The organism is Sphingomonas aracearum (genome assembly GCF_003345355.1).
GTDB lineage: Bacteria > Pseudomonadota > Alphaproteobacteria > Sphingomonadales > Sphingomonadaceae > Sphingomonas > Sphingomonas aracearum.
On the sequence record NZ_QQNB01000002.1, the window covers coordinates 687,316 to 704,715 of the forward strand.

The window sequence follows — 17,400 nt, forward strand, 5'->3', positions numbered from 1 at the left end:
CTCCGATTACCCGCCACCGGCGCGATGGCGGGATGAAGAGCGTTCAACGATGGCGCGGGGCCGGCGCCAGCGGTTGCAGTTCGCGCGCCAGATCGATGAGCAGGCGCAATCCGGCCGGCAACTGGCGGCGGCCCGGATAGTATATGTGAAAGCCCTCGCCCATCGGCGCCCAGTCGGACAGCACCTCGTGGAGCCGCCCCTGCGCTAGGAACGGCGTGACGCTGGGTTCGGGCAGATAGGCGAGACCCGCGCCGGCGAGCGCAAGATCGAGGGTGAACTGGCTGTTCTCGACCGTGATGGCGCCGGGCGCGTCCACGACGATCTCCGTGCCGTGCTGCTCGAACTCCCAGCGATAGATGCTGTCGTTGCCGAGGCGCGCGCGCAGGCACCGGTGACCGGCAAGATCCCGTGGGTGCCGCGGCGCGCCGTGGCGATCGAGATAGGCCGGCGCGCCCACCACCACCCAGCGGATATCGCCCGACAGCCGCTGCGCCACCATGTCCTCCGGCACGGTGCCGCCCCAGCGGATGCCGGCGTCCGCGCCCTTTGCCACCACGTCGACCAGATTGTTGGTGACGGTCACCTCGATGGCGATGTCGGGGTATCGCTCCATGAACACCGGCAGCACGGGCGCGAGCAGCAGCGAGCTTGCATGCTCCATCACGTTGAGGCTGATCCGTCCGGCGGGCGCATCGCGATAGCGGTTGAGCCCCTCGATGGCGGTGCCGATCGCGTCGAACGGGTCGGCGAGCGCGGCGTGCAATTCCTCGCCGGCGGCCGTCAGCGTGACGCTGCGGCTCGTCCGGTTGACCAGACGCACGCCGATCCGCGCCTCCAGCCCCTTGAGCGAGTGGCTCATCGCCGAGGCGCTCACCCCCAGTTCCAGCCCGGCGCGCCGAAAGCTGCGATGCCTCGCCAGGGCGAGGAAATAGGCGAAATCCGCGATGTCCGTGCGGGCGATACGCATGCGCGTTCCTTGTGCCGGGCGCGCCGGTCAAAGGCAACGCCCGGACCGGCCCGGCGCGGCCCTCTTGAGGCCCGCGCCGGGCCGGTCCGGAACGGTCAGCACCGTTGCGCAGCCCTCACCAGTTCAGGCCCGCGCGGACGTAAAGGAACCGCCCGTTGAAGCCGAACGGCGAGTAATAGGGAAAGCCGAGCACGCCCGTGCTGTTGTTCGCCGCGCTCTGGCGTTCCGGATAGACGTCGAACACGTTGCTCACGCCCAGGCCGATCTGCGCGCCCTTGGGGGCCGCATAGCGCAGCTCGAGGTCGGTGATGGCGCGCTTGCCGGTATGCACGTCGGCGCTTGCCACCGTGCCCGCCTGGTTGACGTCCCCGTAATAGGTGACGCGGGCCAGCGCGCCGAGCCGGTCGAGCGACCAGTCGATCGTGCCGGTCACCTTTTCCTGCGGCGTGCCGTCCTCCAGCGTCAGGATACGGCTGCGCGCGAACAGGGTCGGTGCCGGGTTGAGCGTCGCGGTGGAGGTCGGCACCCGGGTGACCTTCGCGTCGTTGATGTTGGCCGCCACCGTGAAGTCGAAGGCGCCGGCGCTTTCCGTCCGCAGGCGATAATGCGCCACCGCGTCGATGCCCTTGGTGGTGGAAGCCAGCCCGTTGATGAAGAAGCGTGCCGCCGAGACGTTGAACGGGGCCAGCAGCGCCCCGACCTGCGGGCTGAAGCCGCCGCTGATGTTTTCCGACAGGCCGATCTGGTCACGGATGTGGATGCGGTAGGCGTCCACCGTCAGGTCGAACCCGCCGGCGCGGATGACGGTGCCGACCGACAGGTTGGTGGACTTTTCCGGCTCCAGCGGCAGCCCGCCCAGCGCCGTGCCGACCGGGCTGACCGACGGATAGGTTCCGGTGAGCACCGGCAGGCCGTTGGTCACCACGGAGGCGACCTGCGTGAAATACTGCTGCTGCAGCGACGGCGCGCGGAAGCCGGTGGACGCGGTGCCGCGCAGCGCGAGCCACGGGGTGAAATCGTAGCGTGCGGACAGCTTGCCGTTGGCGGTGCTGCCGAAGTCCGAATAATGCTCGCCGCGCCCGGCGATGCCGACCAGCAGCTTGTCGGTCAGCTGCGCCTCGACGTCGAGGTAGATGCTGCCGCTGCGCCGGCTGCGCTCAACGGCGTTGCGCGGGGCAAAGCCGCCAAAGCCCTGCGCACCGGGCGCGGAGCCGGCAACGGCATCGGTCGCGCCCGCCGGGTAATCGTAGGATGCGGGCTCGCCGGCGGTGATCTTGTAGCCTTCGCGGCGCCCTTCGATGCCGAAGGCGACGTTCAGCGACTGGAACACGTCGAACCTGCGGGAAACGTCCAGCCCGGCGACACTTTGGTCATAAGCGACCGCGCCATCGTAGAAGTTGCGAGGCGTGGCCGAGCCGAAGGCGTAGTTGGCCGAGTTCAGCGTCCGGAAATCGACGGTGTTGCGGCCGTAGCTGAACGATAGGTCGACATTGAAATCGGAAAAGGTGCCGCGCAGGCCCACCGCCGAGTTGATGTCCTTGGTCTTGGTGTTGATGATCGGCAGGAAGCCGTTCGCAGCGCCTGCCAGTTCCAGCTGGCGGATCGTGTCGGCGCTGGCATTGCCGGCGCGAACGCGCGGAAAGGCGGCGCCGCGGGTGTCGCGGTCCTGATAGCCGCCGAATGCATACAGGCTGAGATTGTCGGTCAGCGACGTGCCGGCGTTGACGAAGCCGGTATATTGCCGGACCTCGGGGTCGCCATAGCGCCCCGTCACCCGGGAGGGCGAGACGCGCGGGTCGAAATCGGCGCGATTGGTCGGCTGACGCTTCAGATACTCGCCGGAGACGGTCAGGAAGCCGTCGCGGCCGAAGCCGATGCCCTGCCAGGCGGACGCGGTGACGGTCGGCTCGCCGCTCACGCTGCGGCTGCCGCGCGCGGTGTCCACATCCGTGTTGTAGAAGCCGTAGGTCACCGACGCGCCGCCGCCGGACCGCGCCTCGCGCAGGCGCAGGTTGATGACGCCGGCGATCGCGTCCGACCCATATTGGGCAGAGGCGCCGTCGCGCAGCACCTCGATCCGGTCGAGCGCCGCGGTGGGCACGGTGTTGAGGTCCACCGCCGCCGAGCCGCGGCCAACGGTGCCGTTGGTGTTGAGGTTGGCGGAGGTATGGCCACGGATGCCGTTGATCAGCACCAGCGTCTGGTCCGGCGACAGGCCGCGCAGCGTGGCCGGGCGGATCGCGTCGGTGGCGTCGTTGGCGGACGGGCGCGGGAAGTCGATGGAGGGCGCAATGGTGGAAAGCGCCGCGGCCAGCTCCGTCGTGCCCTGGCGCTGGAGGCTGGCGCCGCTCAGCACGTCCACCGGCGACACGCTGTCGAGACGGGTGCGCCCTTCCGCGCGCGTGCCGGTGACGACGATCTCGTCGCCTTCCTGCTCCGGGGTGGCGGCATCGGCGACCGGCGCGGCCTGTGCCTGCTCGGCCGGCGCGGGCGGCACCTGCTGCGCCCAAGCGGGCGTGGCGGCAAGGCCCAGCACGGACGCGGAAAGCAGAGCGGCGGTACGAAGTGAAGGCATGCGGATTCCCTTGTCCTGCAATGGGCGGATCGCTCTCCGGCGACTCCACCCTTTGCCCCGCGATAGACCCCGCGTCGCTTCTGTGCCGCGCATAAGCGATTGTGGAAGCGCAAGCTTTTCTATGATCGCCCACCAACCCGGTATGTTTTGCGATTCCTGCCGCTGTGCGGGCGGCCCGGTGAAAGCCCGGCCGGGTCCACCTATATCGGGATCATGCCCATCTCGTCCTCGCCGTACGTGCTCGCGATCGGCGACAGCCTGACGGCCGGCTACGGCCTGCCCGCGTCCGCCTCCTTTGCTGCCCGCCTGCAACACCTCCTGCGCCACCAAGATCCGGGAGCGACCGTCCGGAACGCCGGGGTTTCCGGCGACACCACCGAAGGCGGCCTGCGCCGGCTGCCGCGCCTCCTGGCGAGCCTCACCCGCAAGCCGGACCTCGCCATCGTCGAGCTTGGCGCCAACGATCTCCTGCGCGGCATTCCGCCGGAACGCACCCGCGCCAACCTCGATGCGATCCTGGCGCAGCTTGGGGCCTGCGGCATTCCCGTGCTGCTCGCGACGTTCGAGGTGCCGCGCTTCCTGTCCGCGCTCGCCGCGGGATATGACGGGATGTACGCCGCGCTGGCGGCGAAACACGGCGCTGCCCTCGCTCCCTTCTTCCCGCAGGGGGTGCTCGGCCATCCCGAACTGGTGCTGCGCGACCGGCTGCACCCGAATGCGCGCGCGATCGAGCTCGTCGCCGAGGGCTTTCTGCCCGCCGTCACCGCGGCCCTTTCCCGCGGCAGGGCGGAGGCAGCCTAGCGGCTCCTGCCGACCGGCTTGGCGGGGAGCGACAAATGAGCCATTCCTGGCGGCATGAAGGTGTTCCTGGATTTCGAGGCCTCGTCGCTGTCCGACGACAGCTATCCGGTCGAGGTCGCCTGGGTGTTCGAGGATGGCCGCGCCGAAAGCCACCTGATCGCGCCGGCGGAGGGCTGGACCGACTGGGACGAGGCGTCCGAGGCGATCCACCGCATCAGCCGGGCGACGCTGGCAAGCGAGGGAACGCCGCACGGGCAGGTCGCGCGGCGCATGGTGGACACGCTGGCCGGACATGACCTGTTCGCCAGCGCGCCCTCCTGGGACGGCAAGTGGCTCAGCGCTCTCTTGCGGGCGGCAGGCCTGCCCCGCCACGCGCTGCGCCTGCGCGATACCGACGTCGCGCTGACGGACACGGTGACGGAGATGCTCGCCCCCACGCTTCCCCCTGCCCGGCTCGCCGCGGAGGTGGACACCATTGTCGCCCGGGCGAGCGCGGGCAAGGCCGCCCGGCCGGCGCACCGTGCGCTGGCCGATGCGATCGGCGAGCAGGAAAGCTGGCTGCGTGCCCGACAGGCGGCCCGCGACCTGCTTGCGGACCGCGCATGAGGACCGCCGCGCCGTGAGCCTGCCGCACGATCCTCGCCGCCGCGTCCTTCCGCCCGGCCGCATGGCCGCGCGCGCCGGCCTGCGCGAGGTCCGCCCGCGCTTCTTTCGCGCCGGGCGGCTCGGCCCGGTGGCGACGCTGGCGATCCGCGCCGCCGCCGTGCTGCTGCTCGTCGGCATCGCGCTCGGCGGGCACTGGCTCGACCGCGCCGGCCTGCGCGACAACAGCGACGGCTCGGTGACCTTTCTCGACATCGTCTATTTCACCGTCATCACCGTCACCACGGTCGGCTATGGCGACATCGTGCCGGTCAGCACCTCGGCGCGGATGTTCGATACCTTTGTGGTCACGCCGATCCGCATCTTCGTGTTCCTCATCTTCCTGGGAAGCGCGTACAGCTTCATGCTCCGGCAGGGATGGGAGCGGTGGCGCATGGGTCTGGTACGACGCGAACTCAGGGATCACGTGATCGTCTGCGGCTATGGCCGCTCGGGCTCCGCGGCGGTCGGCGAGTTGCTGGAGCGCGGCCATCCGGCCGAGCGGATCGTGGTGGTCGACACCGACACCCGGCGCCTCCGCCTTGCCGAGGAACTGGGCGTGGTCACGGTCGAAGGAGACGCCACGCACAACAAGGTGCTGGAAATCGCCAAGGTCGCGGCCGCGCACACGGTGATCGTCTGCCCGGGCCGGGACGACACGGCCGTGCTCATCGTGCTGACCTGCCGCAGGCTCGCCCCTCATGCCGGCGTCGCCGTCTCCATCGCCGCGATCGAGAACGAGCTGCTCGCCCGCGATGCCGGGGCCAGCATCATCGTCAATCCGATCAGCTTCGGCGGCCAGCTACTGGCGCAATGCACGGCGGGGCCGCACATCGCGGATTATGTCGCCGATCTCGTCACCCATAACGGCCGCATCGAGCTTCGGGAACGCGCGGTCCGGCCCGAGGAGGTCGGCAAGTCGCCGCGCGAGGTGACCGGCGGGCAAGTGGTGCGCATCTATCGCGGCGACCGCGCGATCAGCATCCTGGACGCGCAAGGAAGCAGGCTGGCGCCCGGCGACATGCTCATCGAACTGGTGGAGGCGCGCCCGCGCGAGGACCGGCCCACGGAGCCCCAGGCGGCAGGCTAGGCGGCAAGCGCCTCGTCGGCTTGTGCGAGGATCACGGGCGGGGCGGCCCGGGACAGTTTATCGCCAGGTCACCGTGCGCGCGCTCGCCGCGGGCAGGTCGAAGGCGAAGCGGCGCGCGCCCTCCCCTACCGTGACCGCGGCCGGCGATGATGCATTGTTGTACACGAGCAGCACCTTGCCCCCATCCGGATTGCGGAAAGCAACAGCGGGCAGCGATGGAGACGACATGCTCTCCACCCGGACCGCGCCCGGCAGCACGAAGCGGCTGAGGTGGCCCAGCGCATAATATTCCAGCTCGCGCGTGACCTGGCCGGTCGCCGGGTCGATCGTGACCACGCCGCGACAATTGCCACAGCCGCCCTTGTGCGGCCCACCTTGCGGATCGAGCGCAAGGTTCCAGAGCAGCACCCCGCGCGCCCAGTTGCGGGTCGAACCGATCATCAGGCTGCGGATCGCATCGCCGAAACCGGCCTGCCAGCCGGGCCGCCAACCGCCGCCGGAACATTCGGTGAAGAAGACATCCTTCGGGAACCTGGCATGGACGCGGGACTGGGCGGAGACGTCACCGGCATAGCAATGCCAAGCCACGCCATCGACGTACCGGGCGGCCTTGCCGTCGCCGAGAACGGTTTCGGGCTGCTCCGGCTGATCCCAATTGTGGTCCCATTCCAGAAGGCGCGTCGCTGGTACAGCCCGCTCCAGCGCGGGGCCGAGATAGCTGCCGACAAAGCGGGCGCGGTCCACCGCCGGCCATTTCATGCCCGGATAGGTGGGCGGCGAGAAATCCGGCTCGTTCTGGATCGTCAGGTAGCGGATCGGCACGCCTTGCGCGGCATAGGCCTGGAGGTAGCGCACGAAGTACCGGGCATAGACCTCGTAGCTGTCGGGACGCAGGGTGCCGCCGATCAGCGAGTCCCCGGTCTTCATCCAGCCCGGCGGACTCCACGGACTGGCCATGACGAGAAGTTGCGGGTTGACCCGCAATGCTGCCTTTACGGTGGGCAGGACGGCCGCGCGGTTCGGCGCGATGGAGAAGCGGGCAAGCTGCGGGTCGCGCTGCCCGGCGGGCATGTCGTCGAAACTGTAATGCTCCGGCGAGAAGTCGGAGGCGCCGATGGTCAGGCGGGTGAAGCCGAGGCCCAGCCCGCCCACCCCGCGCCCGAACAGCTCGCGGATCAGCGCGGTGCGGCGTGGTGGCGGCAATTGCTGGATCAGGATCGCGGAGGCATCGGTGATCGCCGCGCCGAAGCCGACCATCGTCTGGTAGCCGCGGTCGGCATCGACGGTGACGGTCGGCACGGCAGTTGGCGGCGCAGGGCGGACAGGCGCCGGTTGCAGGCGCTGCCCGCCGTCCGCAGTCGTCTGCCAGCTGCGCGCGCGGGGGCCGGCCGGCGGCGGGGCCGCGGCGGACAACAGCAGCAGCGCCGCCAGCGGCAGCGAGAGGCGGCCGATCATGGCTTCACCGACACGGCCGACAGCGTGGCCGTGCCGCTCAGCGCCTTGTCGCCCGCATGGTGGCCGACCGTCACCGGATAGCGCCCCGCGGCGACCTGCCAGCGCCTGCCGGCGACATCATAGTCGGCGACCAGCCGGGGATCGACGGCAACGCTCACGCGCCGCGTCTCGCCGGGCCCGAGCGTGACCCGCTCGAACCCCACAAGCCGCTCCGTGGGCTGTTCGCGGCGGCCTGCGGTCGCATAGACCTGCGGCGTGTCGGCGCCTGCCACCTTGCCGGTATTTGTCACGTCGAAGCTCACGCGCAACTGCTCGCCGCCTTCCACCCGCAGTTCCGAATAGCGGAAGCTGGCATAGGAAAGGCCGTAGCCGAACGGAAAAAGCGGCTTCACGCCGTCACGCAGGAACCAGCGATAACCGACCGCCGCACCTTCGGCATAAGGCACATCGGGCGACAGATCGCGCGCAACCATGCCGTACGTGCTGCCGGACTTCCTGGCGGCATCGGATGCCTTCATCGCGGCCAGCCCCGGAATGGTTGCGCGCGGCGCCTGCGTGGCGTCGGCCGGGAAGGTCATCGGCAGGCGACCGGAAGGATTGACGCTGCCGAACAGGATGCCGGCGATCGCCTCGCCTCCCTTCTGCCCGGGATACCAGGCCTGCAGCACCGCAGGCACCTTGGACAGCCACGGCATCAGCACCGGGCCGCCCGTTTCCAGAACCACCACGGTACGCTTGTTCGCACCCGCAACCGCGTCGATGGTGGCGTCCTGCCCCTCGGGTAGCGACAGCGTCTCGATGTCCTGCGCCTCCGTGCGCCATTGCCAGGCGAAGACGATGGCGAGGTCGGCCCCTTTCGCCGCCGCTGCCGCTGCCGCGGGGTCGCGGCCATCGACATAGGTGACGGTCGCCTGGGGCGCCGCCGCGCGGATCGCCGCCATCGGCGAGGACGCATGCCACGTGACCCGCGCGAAGGAGGAGGCGGCGCCCTCCGATAACGGGATCTCGACCGGCGCGCCGCCGACCGAGCGGACCTGGCTCGATCCGCCGCCCGACAGCACGCCGACATCCGCATGCGCCCCGATCAGCACGATGCGCTTCGCGGTTCGCGCCAGCGGCAGGACGCCGCCGTCATTCTTCAGAAGAACGCTGCCCTTCTCCGCCGCTTCCTGCGCCACCCGGGCATGGGCGGCATAGTCGATCGGCTGCATGGCGGCCGGCAGCGGATGGTCGATCAGGCCGGTGGAGGTGACGCCCCACAGGATCCGCCGGTTCATGTCGGCAAGCCGCGCCGGGCTCACCTGTCCGGCGGCGATCGCGTCCGCCAGCGGCTTGCCGAAGAACATCGCCGTGTCGAGCTCGCGGCCCGATTGCTGGTCCAGCCCGGCATTGGCGGCCTTGGCCGTCGAGTGAACGGCGCCCCAGTCGCTCATCACCCAGCCCTGGTAGCCCCAATCCTCCTTCAGCACGCGGTTGAGCAGGAAGTCGTTCTCGCACGCCCAGTCGCCATTGACCTTGTTGTAGGAACACATGACGGAGCCGGGCCGCCCGCGTTCGATGGCGATCTCGAAGGCGAGCAGATCGCTTTCGCGCAGGTCCGCCTCGCCGATCTGCGCATTCATCGTCGTGCGCAGCGTTTCCTGCGGATTGAGCGCGAAATGCTTCACCGTGGAGACGATGTGGTTGGATTGCACGCCGCGGATCGACTCCCCGGCCATGATGCCGGACAGCAGCGGATCCTCGCCGAGATATTCGAACGTGCGACCGCCCCAGGGATCGCGCGTCAGGTTCACGCCCCCAGCCAGCAGGACGTTGAACGTCTTGGCGCGCGCCTCGCTGCCGATCATGGCGCCGGTGCGATAGGCCAAGTCGGGATCGAAGCTCGCGGCGAGGGCAAGGCTGGCCGGCAGCGCGGTTGCGGTGTCGCCCTTGCGCTGCTCGACCTGGTTGGCGACGCCGAGGCTCGCATCGCTCTCGCGCAAGGTGGGGATGCCGAGCCGGGGCACGCCCGGCACGTAACCGGCCGACGGGATCATGTCCGCCGGGCGGTCCTTGCTCATCGGCGGAAAATAGCCGTGGACATAGCGCAGTTGCTCCTCGCGGGTCATCCGGCCGGCAAGGCTTGCCGCACGTGCTTCGGCGTTGGCGTTCGCGGCGGCAACCGGGGCAGCCTGCGGCGCCCCTCCCGATCGTTGCGCCTGTGCCAGGGCGCCGGTGCTCCCCGACAATGCCAGCCACACCAACAGCGCGCGCTTGACCTGCTTCATCGATCCCCTCCTGATTGATGCGCCATTTTGGAAGCGCTTCCAATTTTGTGCAGCCGACGAGCCGCCAAGTCAACCTCAGCCTGGCGGCGCCGCTACCGAGCTTCGCTCCACGATGGAGAAGGGCAGGTATTCGGGCCTTCGTTCAAGGCCGTTCTCTCCGCCCCCCAGCGCGCCGGCGATGATTTCCATCGCGCGCGCGGCCATTTCCTGGATCGGCTGGTGCACGGTGGTCAGCGGGGGCCAGACCAGGGCGGAAACGGGCGTGTCGTCGAAGCTGGCGATCGACAGGTCGCGCGGCACCTGATGGCCCGCCCGGTGCGCCGCGAACAGGGCGCCCACCGCCGTATCGTCATTGGCACAGATGATCGCAGTGGGCGTGGCGTTGCCGGCGATCAGTTGCGGCAGGAGCTCCACGCCGGCGCGAAAGGTGAAGTTCCCGCGCACGGCCCGCATCGCCGCATGGCCCAGCCCGGCTTCGGCCAGCGCGCGACAGGCGCCACTGTAGCGCTTTTCGGCGGAAAGATGCTGTTCCAGCCCCTTGATGAAGCCGAACTGGCGATGCCCGCAGCGGAGCAGGTGACGGGTCAGCTCATACCCTGCCGCCTCATCGTCCATGCCGACCGCCGGCGTCCCCTCGCCTTCCGGATGGCCGGGGGAGATGCGCACCGTGATCGCATTGCGCTCCCCCAGCGCCAAGGTGAGTTCCGGCCAGTCGCAGAAGGGCGGCGTCAGGATAACGCCGCAGCATCGGCTTTCGTCCACCAAGTGGAGCACGCGACGCAGCACCTCCTCGCCGTCGAGCCCGATCGTGTGCGTCACCAGCTCGAAGCCCAGCCGCGCGCTGACCCGCAACGCGCCGATCTCCAGCGCCGACTGGTAATAGGAATTGGGCTCGTTCTCCGTATCGGAGGCGCAGATCAGCAACACGGTGCGGTTCGCGCCACCGGCAAGGAATCGGGCCTGAAGGTTCACCCGGTAGCCCAGGGTTTCCACCGCCTCCGCCACGCGGGCTCGCATCCGGGCACTCACGTTGGGGCCGTCGTTGAGGACACGCGAAACGGTCGCCCGGGCGACTCCCGACAGGCGCGCAACATCGTCGATCGTGGGCTTGCGCGCCGTCATTCGTGTGAATCCCTTTCCGCTGCCACGGGCTGTGGCGGGTGCGGGCACCGGCCGCAAGCACCTTGGGTCATGAGGCGGTGAGGAAGCTTGCGATCGTCAGCCTGCCGGCTTCGACATCCAGGGGCAGGACCAGCGCGTTGTCGATGGCGGCGCAATGCAGCAGGCCGCTGGGGTAAAGAACGGCGCGGTTGAAGACGGCAGCCACCTCGCCGATCGGCTCGAACAAGGGTGTGGCGCCGGTGATGTAGCCGGCCGGAGGCTCGCCATGGGTGCGGAAGTCCGCGGCAAGGGCATCGAGGTACGGCCGATGCCGCGCGGCGGTCACCGTTTCGAAGCCGGTGCTGCGATGGCGAAAGAACCGGGTGCCGCCCCAGTCGGTGCGCCCGAGATAGTGGACCACGGCGAGCTTGCCGGGCGCAACATCGTCGATGTGCGGGATGCGCTGCGCGAGCGTGAGTTCGGCGGGCGGCGTGACCGTCAGCGAAAACAAGGTGCGATCGATGGCGAGGCGCTGGGAAAACCCGAACACGCGCTTGGCCGCCGCCGCCAGCAAGGGGCCGACCGCATCGCGATAGGCAGGTCGGACCGGCGCGCGCACTCCCGGGTAAAAGGCTCCGAGCCGGCCCAGCGGCGTGCCGGCCGCCTCCTCCACCAGGGCCTTCGGCTCGGGCGCGAAATCGTCGATGATGACGACGGGCGTGCCCTCCCGCCCGATCCGCTCGACCTGGACGCTGGGGCTCATGGCTTGACAGCCGCGCGGAGACGGTCGAGCCCAGCGGCATGGAAGCGCTTCCCGAACAGAACGAGGTGGACGCCGAGGCCTTTCGTGCGATCCGCGACACGGCCAACCCGGTGGTGCTGCGCGGGCTGGTGCGGCACTGGCCGGCGGTGTCCGCGGCGCTGGAAGGCCAACTGACCCGTTATCTCGGCACAATGGCGACCGACGTTCCCGTGCCCGTGGTGCGCGCCGCCCCCGAGGTAAAGGGTCGCCTCCACTATGAGGCGTCGCTGCGCGGGCCCAATTTCCAGCGCACCCCTGCAACCCTGCGCAGCTTTCTGGCCGAGCTCGACCGCGGCGGCATGGACACGCTGGCGGTGCAGGGACTGGATGTCGGTCGCGTCCTGCCCGAATTCGCGGCGTGCAATGCGATGCACCTTCTGCCGCCGCAGGTCGCCCCGCGCCTGTGGATCGGCACGGCGGCGAAGGTGGCGACCCACAACGATCCGCTGGAGAACATCGCCTGCGTGGTCGCCGGACATCGCCGGTTCACGCTGTTCGCGCCGGAGCAGGTCGGCAACCTGTACATGGGGCCGTTCCATGTCACCCCGGCCGGCACGCCGGTGAGCATGGTGCACCTGACCGACCCCGATTTCGACCGCTTCCCGCGCTTTGCAGAGGCGCTGGCCAGCGCGCGCACCGCGGTGCTCGCACCCGGCGACGCGATCTACATCCCTTATGGCTGGTTTCACCATGTCGATGCGCTGGACCGCATCAACATGCTTGCCAATTACTGGTGGGATCCGGCGCGGCGCGACCTCGGCTCGCCCTGGGATGCGCTGATGCACGGCATGATGAGCCTGCGCCAGTTGCCGCCGGACCAGCGCCGCGCCTGGAAGGCGATGTTCGACCACTACGTCTTTCTCGAGAATGGCGACCCGGCCGCGCATCTGCCGCCCGACGCGCGCGGTATCCTGTCGGCCGATCGCCCGGAGGACGTGGCGCAGATGCGCCAGGGGCTTATCGCCGCACTGCAGCGCGCGCATCGCGGCTAGCCAGCAGATCCGCGATCGGCGGCGCCGCGCAGTGCCTGGCCACGAACGCCTCGTGGCTCGGCATCAGCGCCACGCATTTCTCGATCACGCCGGCGATGTTGGCGAGATAGCGCTCGATCTCCGCAGGCGGGGTCACGTCCACCAGCGGGTCGGGCGCGCGCGGGATCACGCCCTGGCCGATCAGCACCTGGATCCAGCTTTCCTCTGCGAACAGCTCGTCATCCTCGCGGAAGATACGGCCGTTGGCGGCGAACAGGGCCATCTTGCGTGCAAGCGTTTCCGGCACCTCCATGTCGCGCACGTGCCGCCAGAACGGCGTGTCGCCGCGCTCGGTCGCCTTGTAGTGCAGGATGATGAAGTCGCGGATGCGCTCGAACTCGAAATCGGTCTGCCGGTTGAATTCGGCGATATTGGCGGGGTCGAAACCGGCATCGGGCATCAGCCGCACCAGCCGCAGGATTGCGGACTGGATCAGGTGCAGCCCGGTCGATTCCAGCGGCTCCAGGAAGCCGCCGGCAAGGCCGATCGCCACGCAGTTCTTCACCCAGGCAGCACGGCGCTTGCCGGGCACGAAGCGCAGCCGCCGCGGCTCGCCGGCGGCGGGGGCATCGAGGTGCTCGAACAGGATCGCCTCGGCTTCGGCCTCGTCCATGTAGCGGCTGGCATAGACATGGCCGTTGCCGGTGCGGTGCTGGAGCGGGATGCGCCATTGCCACCCCGCGGGCCGCGCCGTGGAGCGGGTATAGGGCGTGAAATCCGCCGACCGCTCGCTCGGCACTGCGATCGCGCGATCGCAGGGTAACCAGTGGCTCCATTCCTCATAGCCCGCACCCAGCGTCTGCTCGATCAGGAGCCCGCGGAAGCCCGAACAGTCGATGAACAGGTCGGCTTCCAGCACCTGGCCGTCTGCCAGGGTCACCGAGCGGAGATAGCCCGTCTCCGCGTCCTGTGCGATGTCGACGATCCGTCCTTCGCGCCGCTGTACGCCCCACGCCTCGGCATAGTCGGCCAGGAGCGCGGCATAGAGTCCGGCATCGAAGTGATAGGCATAGGCGATCTGCCCGACCGGGCTGTCCGGCATGTCGGCACGCGGCCGCATGAAGCGGTTGGCGAGCGCCGCCCAGGTGTTGATCGAATAGCGATCGAAAACGTCCGCCCGGCCCTCGGCCTGCATCTTCAACCAATAATGATGGCAACGCAGCCATTCGAGGTCCTGCCCGATCACGCCGAAGCCATGAACATAGCTGTGCCCCGGCCGCAGCCAGTCGTTGAACTGGATGCCGAGTTTGAAGCTGCCCTGCGTACGGCGGACGAACTCGTCCTCGTCCAGCCCGAGCAGCTCGTTGAACTTCTTGATCGCCGGGATCGTCGCCTCGCCGACGCCGACGGTGCCGATCTCGTCCGATTCCACCAGGGTGATCTCGTACAGGCCCTTGAACAGCCGCGCGAACATCGCCGCTGCCATCCAGCCGGCCGATCCGCCGCCTGCGATCAGGATGCGTTGCAACTGCCTCATGTCACCCGCCTAATCCTCAAGGCCCGACAAAGCGAGGGGAGCGGCACGCGGCCGCCCCCCTCCAGGGGAGGAACTCAGAAGCGGTAGTTGAGGCCAAGCAGGAACTGCCGCCCGTACTTCTCGTACGTCTCGATCAGCGCGTCGCCGTCCGCCGTCTTGGTGCCGCCGCCATCGAGGCCGATGCGCGTGCGATAGGGCGAATTGGTGAGGTTGTTTACCTGGAACAACAGCCCCAATCCCTCCAGCGCCCCGCCCTGCAGCGTGTAGCCGATCTGCGCGTCGACCTGCTTGTCGGCGAGGATCTCGGTCACGCCGCGGGTGGCGAACAACTGCGTCACCTCCCCCTTGAAGCCGGAGCGGTAGCGCTGGCTGATGCGCGCCTGGAACCCGCCGCGCTCGTAATAGCCGGTGAGGTTGTAGACGGTCCCGGACAGGCCAGGGATGCGCACTGCCTGGGTGGGATCGGGATTGGACGTGGGGTTCAGGTTCGACTCGGTCAGCGAAAGGCTGCCCTGCACGCCCAGCCCGTCGAGGAACCTGGTCAGCGTGCCGAAGTTGAAGGCGCCGCTGAACTCCAGGCCCTTGACGTTGCCGCCCTTGCCGTTGGCGGGCAGCGTGATCTGGCCGATGTTGCTGATGATCACGCCCCCGGGAATCGCCGAGGCAGTCGTCGGCAGCGGAATGCCGCTGAAGTCGAACGTGCCGGACTGCTGGTAGATGTAGGTCTTCACGTCCTTGTAGAAGCCGGCGATCGACAGGTACGTCGTCGGGTTGATGTACCATTCATAGGCGGCATCCAGCGAGTTTGCGCGCCACGGCTTCAGCTTGGGATTGCCGCCGGACGCCGACCACGGGTTGACCACCGTGCCCGGCGCACAGGTCTGGCCCGAGCAGACCAGCGAGTTGAAGCCCGGCGCCACGTTGGCGCGCATGTCGTCCATGCGCGGCCGGGCCATCGTCTTGGAGGCAGCGAAGCGCAGCCGGTGCCCACCGCCGAGATCGTAGATCAGGTTCAGGCTGGGCAGCACGTCCGTATAATCGTCGCCGTCGCGGATGCGCTGCGGCACGATCGGCTGGCCGGGCTCGAGCCCGTTGATGACGATGCCTTCGGACCGCTGCGACTGGTTCACCACCTGCACGCCGACATTGCCGGTCAGATGGCCCCAATCGATGTTCGCCTTGGCATGCCAGGTGAACACGTCCTCGAGGATCGACCAGCTCTTGTCGTAGTAATTGGCGTCGCGGATCGGCGCGATGTCGTAATAGGTGCCGAGCAGCTTGGACGGATTGAAGGCGAGCGTCGGACCGAAGCCGGCAAAGCCCAGGTTCGGCGACTGCTCCAGGAACTGCGGATCGACCAGCACCTGCTGGCGGCCGTTCTTGAGGAACAGATCGTTGTCGCTGACGGTCTTCTCCTTTGAACGGTGCGTCCAGTTCACGCCCACGTCGAAGCCGCTGAAGAACCCCTCCACCTCATGGTTGAGGCGCAGGTCCATCGCATAGACCTTCTCCTGCACATCCGGGAAGCGGATCGCGCCGTCATGGCCCCAGCCGCCCCACGGCGCGCGATCACCGAGCGAAACGCGGCTGGCGTCGGCATAGTTCAGGCCTTCGCCATAGGTGGGGAAGTCGTCCTGCGACTGTTCAAAGGCGATGTTGTCGAACGTGCGGCCGATCGTGCCGTTGGCCGGCGTCACGCCGCCCGTGCCCAGGCCATAGCCGGCATAGGTTTCGAGGATCTGCTCGTGCCGCTTGTTCATCGAATAGGACAGGTCGGCGGTGAAGCGCGTGCGGTCGTCCAGCTTGAACTCGTTGTTCATGCCGATCGAGAACAGCTCGTCCTCGCGCTTGTTGTTGTCGTTGCGGATGATCGGCACGACATTGGCCTGAGTGCCGGCGGTGATGACCTTGGTGCCGCCGATGTCCGGCGCGGTGACGCCGGTGAACGCGGTGCCGTCCGGGCACGAGGTCGCGCCGGCCGACACCGGCAGCCGGCAGCCGTACCCGGCGGGGATCGGCGCGCCATTGAACGGGTTCGAGAACCACTCCGCGCCGCGGGTCACCTCGTTCTGCTTGAACTTGGAATAATAAGCGTCGATCGTGGTGTGCACGACATCGCTCGGCTGGAACTCGAAGATGCCGACAAAGGCATCGCGCTGGTTGGAGCGCGAGGTGACGAAGATCTCCTGGCCGTTCACCGCCAGTGCGCCGTCGGCGGAGTCCGGCGTCACCCCGTTGATGTCGTTGATGCCGTCGCCGTTGGTGTCCTGATTGCCGAACGCCTCATAGCCATAAGCCTTGTAGTGGCGGTTGCCCGACGGCGAATCGAGGCGCGCATAGCCGAGCGCGATGCCGATCTTTCCGTCGGCGAACTGGTCGATATAGCTCGCGCTCAGGCGATAGCCCCAGTTGCGGATGTCGTCGTTGAGGCGACCGCCCTCCGTCTTTTCGCCGCGCACGTTCACCGCGAACGCCTGCTTGCCGAAGGTCAGCGGGCGAACGGTGCGCAGGTCCGCGGTGCCCGACAGGCCCATGCCGGAAATCTGCGCGTCCGGCGTCTTGTAGATGACGACGCTGGACAGGAGCTCGGAGGGATATTGGTCGAACTCCACCGCGCGATTGTCGCCCGAACTTGCCTGCTGGCGGCCGTTGAGCAGGGTGGTGGTGAAGTCCGGCGAAAGGCCGCGAATGGAGATCACCTGCGCGCGGCCGTTGACGCGCTGCGCCGCGAGGCCCGGCAGGCGGGCGATCGACTCCGCGATCGACACGTCCGGCAGCTTGCCGATGTCCTCGGCGGAAACGGCCTCGACGATGGAGGTGTTGTCGCGCTTCAGGCTGATCGAGTCCGCGATGCCGCGGCGGATGCCGGTGACGACGATGTCCTCGCTCGTCTCCCCCGGACCCGGCTCGCGCTGGTCGACGCGGGTCTGCGGCACGTCGCCCGGCGCGTTCGGCGTGGCGGCCTGGCCCTGCTGACTTTCCGGGCTGCCCGGCACGGGCGCGGCGGCTTCCTGCGCGGCGGCGGCGAAGGGAAATGCGAGTGCCGTGCCCGTCAGGAAGACGGCAACAGTTGCGTTGAAACGGCGCATGCGCTGCCTGCGAAAAGCCATGTATCCTCCCCTGTGCCGGCCGAACCGGCCGCCCTTCCCTGTTCCGTTCGCTCCCGCCGCTTCGACGCGGTCGATTGGGAGC

General features: G+C 68.6%; 12 protein-coding genes. 4 read left to right on the forward strand and 8 right to left on the reverse strand.

What is annotated here, in order from left to right; genetic code table 11:
• Positions 1 to 43: 43 nt before the first annotated feature.
• Together DVW87_RS10580 and DVW87_RS10585 are read right to left on the reverse strand one after the other, a co-directional pair.
• The gene (locus tag DVW87_RS10580; protein ID WP_114687725.1) at positions 44 to 967 is read right to left on the reverse strand and encodes a LysR family transcriptional regulator; all 924 of its coding nucleotides are present in this window, start codon (positions 965 to 967) and stop codon (positions 44 to 46) included.
• 115 nt (positions 968 to 1,082) lie between these two features.
• Positions 1,083 to 3,542 carry a TonB-dependent receptor plug domain-containing protein gene (locus tag DVW87_RS10585; RefSeq protein ID WP_114687726.1) on the reverse strand — a complete coding sequence of 820 codons (2,460 nt, stop codon included), beginning with the start codon at positions 3,540 to 3,542 and terminating at the stop codon, positions 1,083 to 1,085.
• Positions 3,543 to 3,755: 213 nt separating this feature from the next.
• On the opposite strand from DVW87_RS10585, the gene DVW87_RS10590 reads away from it, so the two are divergent.
• The 3 genes from DVW87_RS10590 (at position 3,756) to DVW87_RS10600 (ending at position 6,075) form a co-directional block, all read left to right on the forward strand.
• Positions 3,756 to 4,343 (forward strand): arylesterase, encoded by a 588-nt coding sequence (locus DVW87_RS10590; RefSeq protein WP_114688195.1) that lies wholly within the window; start codon positions 3,756 to 3,758, stop codon positions 4,341 to 4,343.
• Positions 4,344 to 4,397: 54 nt separating this feature from the next.
• Positions 4,398 to 4,949 carry a 3'-5' exonuclease gene (locus tag DVW87_RS10595; protein ID WP_114687727.1) on the forward strand — a complete coding sequence of 184 codons (552 nt, stop codon included), beginning with the start codon at positions 4,398 to 4,400 and terminating at the stop codon, positions 4,947 to 4,949.
• A gap of 61 nt (positions 4,950 to 5,010) precedes the next feature.
• Complete coding sequence (locus DVW87_RS10600; RefSeq protein WP_114688196.1) at positions 5,011 to 6,075, forward strand: potassium channel family protein; 1,065 nt, start codon at positions 5,011 to 5,013, stop codon at positions 6,073 to 6,075.
• 57 nt (positions 6,076 to 6,132) lie between these two features.
• On the opposite strand, the gene DVW87_RS10605 is transcribed toward DVW87_RS10600, so the two are convergent.
• The 4 genes from DVW87_RS10605 to DVW87_RS10620 all read right to left on the reverse strand — a co-directional run bounded on the left by DVW87_RS10605 (position 6,133) and on the right by DVW87_RS10620 (position 11,661).
• Complete coding sequence (locus DVW87_RS10605) at positions 6,133 to 7,530, reverse strand: glycoside hydrolase family 30 protein (RefSeq protein ID WP_114687728.1); 1,398 nt, start codon at positions 7,528 to 7,530, stop codon at positions 6,133 to 6,135.
• Positions 7,527 to 9,797 carry a beta-glucosidase gene (locus DVW87_RS10610; RefSeq protein ID WP_114687729.1) on the reverse strand — a complete coding sequence of 757 codons (2,271 nt, stop codon included), beginning with the start codon at positions 9,795 to 9,797 and terminating at the stop codon, positions 7,527 to 7,529. The genes DVW87_RS10605 and DVW87_RS10610 overlap by 4 nt, the downstream gene beginning before the upstream one ends.
• Before the next feature lie 75 nt (positions 9,798 to 9,872).
• The gene (locus tag DVW87_RS10615) at positions 9,873 to 10,919 is read right to left on the reverse strand and encodes a LacI family DNA-binding transcriptional regulator (RefSeq protein WP_114687730.1); all 1,047 of its coding nucleotides are present in this window, start codon (positions 10,917 to 10,919) and stop codon (positions 9,873 to 9,875) included.
• 67 nt (positions 10,920 to 10,986) lie between these two features.
• Positions 10,987 to 11,661: a DUF6445 family protein gene (locus DVW87_RS10620; RefSeq protein ID WP_114687731.1), complete on the reverse strand. Its 675-nt coding sequence runs from the start codon at positions 11,659 to 11,661 to the stop codon at positions 10,987 to 10,989.
• Between the two features lie 38 nt (positions 11,662 to 11,699).
• Here DVW87_RS10620 and DVW87_RS10625 point away from each other — a divergent pair, with 38 nt between their 5' ends.
• Positions 11,700 to 12,692 carry a cupin-like domain-containing protein gene (locus DVW87_RS10625; RefSeq protein WP_114687732.1) on the forward strand — a complete coding sequence of 331 codons (993 nt, stop codon included), beginning with the start codon at positions 11,700 to 11,702 and terminating at the stop codon, positions 12,690 to 12,692.
• On the opposite strand, the gene DVW87_RS10630 is transcribed toward DVW87_RS10625, so the two are convergent.
• A complete protein-coding gene (locus tag DVW87_RS10630; RefSeq protein ID WP_114687733.1) occupies positions 12,658 to 14,208 on the reverse strand; it encodes a tryptophan halogenase family protein in 1,551 nt (516 codons plus the stop codon). The genes DVW87_RS10625 and DVW87_RS10630 overlap by 35 nt on opposite strands.
• Positions 14,209 to 14,282: 74 nt before the next feature.
• Positions 14,283 to 17,318, reverse strand: a complete 3,036-nt coding sequence (locus DVW87_RS10635) for a TonB-dependent receptor (RefSeq protein WP_220149817.1) — start codon at positions 17,316 to 17,318, stop codon at positions 14,283 to 14,285.
• Positions 17,319 to 17,400 lie beyond the last annotated feature (82 nt).

Coding starts and splice junctions, on each gene's coding strand:
- DVW87_RS10585 (WP_114687726.1), bottom strand. CDS start 3,542: ATGCCTTCACTTCGTACCGCCGCTCTGCTTTCCGCGTCCGTGCTGGGC.
- DVW87_RS10630 (WP_114687733.1), bottom strand. CDS start 14,208: ATGAGGCAGTTGCAACGCATCCTGATCGCAGGCGGCGGATCGGCCGGC.
- DVW87_RS10635 (WP_220149817.1), bottom strand. CDS start 17,318: ATGGCTTTTCGCAGGCAGCGCATGCGCCGTTTCAACGCAACTGTTGCC.
- DVW87_RS10610 (WP_114687729.1), bottom strand. CDS start 9,797: ATGAAGCAGGTCAAGCGCGCGCTGTTGGTGTGGCTGGCATTGTCGGGG.
- DVW87_RS10625 (WP_114687732.1), top strand. CDS start 11,700: ATGGAAGCGCTTCCCGAACAGAACGAGGTGGACGCCGAGGCCTTTCGT.
- DVW87_RS10590 (WP_114688195.1), top strand. CDS start 3,756: ATGCCCATCTCGTCCTCGCCGTACGTGCTCGCGATCGGCGACAGCCTG.
- DVW87_RS10620 (WP_114687731.1), bottom strand. CDS start 11,661: ATGAGCCCCAGCGTCCAGGTCGAGCGGATCGGGCGGGAGGGCACGCCC.
- DVW87_RS10580 (WP_114687725.1), bottom strand. CDS start 967: ATGCGTATCGCCCGCACGGACATCGCGGATTTCGCCTATTTCCTCGCC.
- DVW87_RS10600 (WP_114688196.1), top strand. CDS start 5,011: ATGGCCGCGCGCGCCGGCCTGCGCGAGGTCCGCCCGCGCTTCTTTCGC.
- DVW87_RS10615 (WP_114687730.1), bottom strand. CDS start 10,919: ATGACGGCGCGCAAGCCCACGATCGACGATGTTGCGCGCCTGTCGGGA.
- DVW87_RS10605 (WP_114687728.1), bottom strand. CDS start 7,530: ATGATCGGCCGCCTCTCGCTGCCGCTGGCGGCGCTGCTGCTGTTGTCC.
- DVW87_RS10595 (WP_114687727.1), top strand. CDS start 4,398: ATGAAGGTGTTCCTGGATTTCGAGGCCTCGTCGCTGTCCGACGACAGC.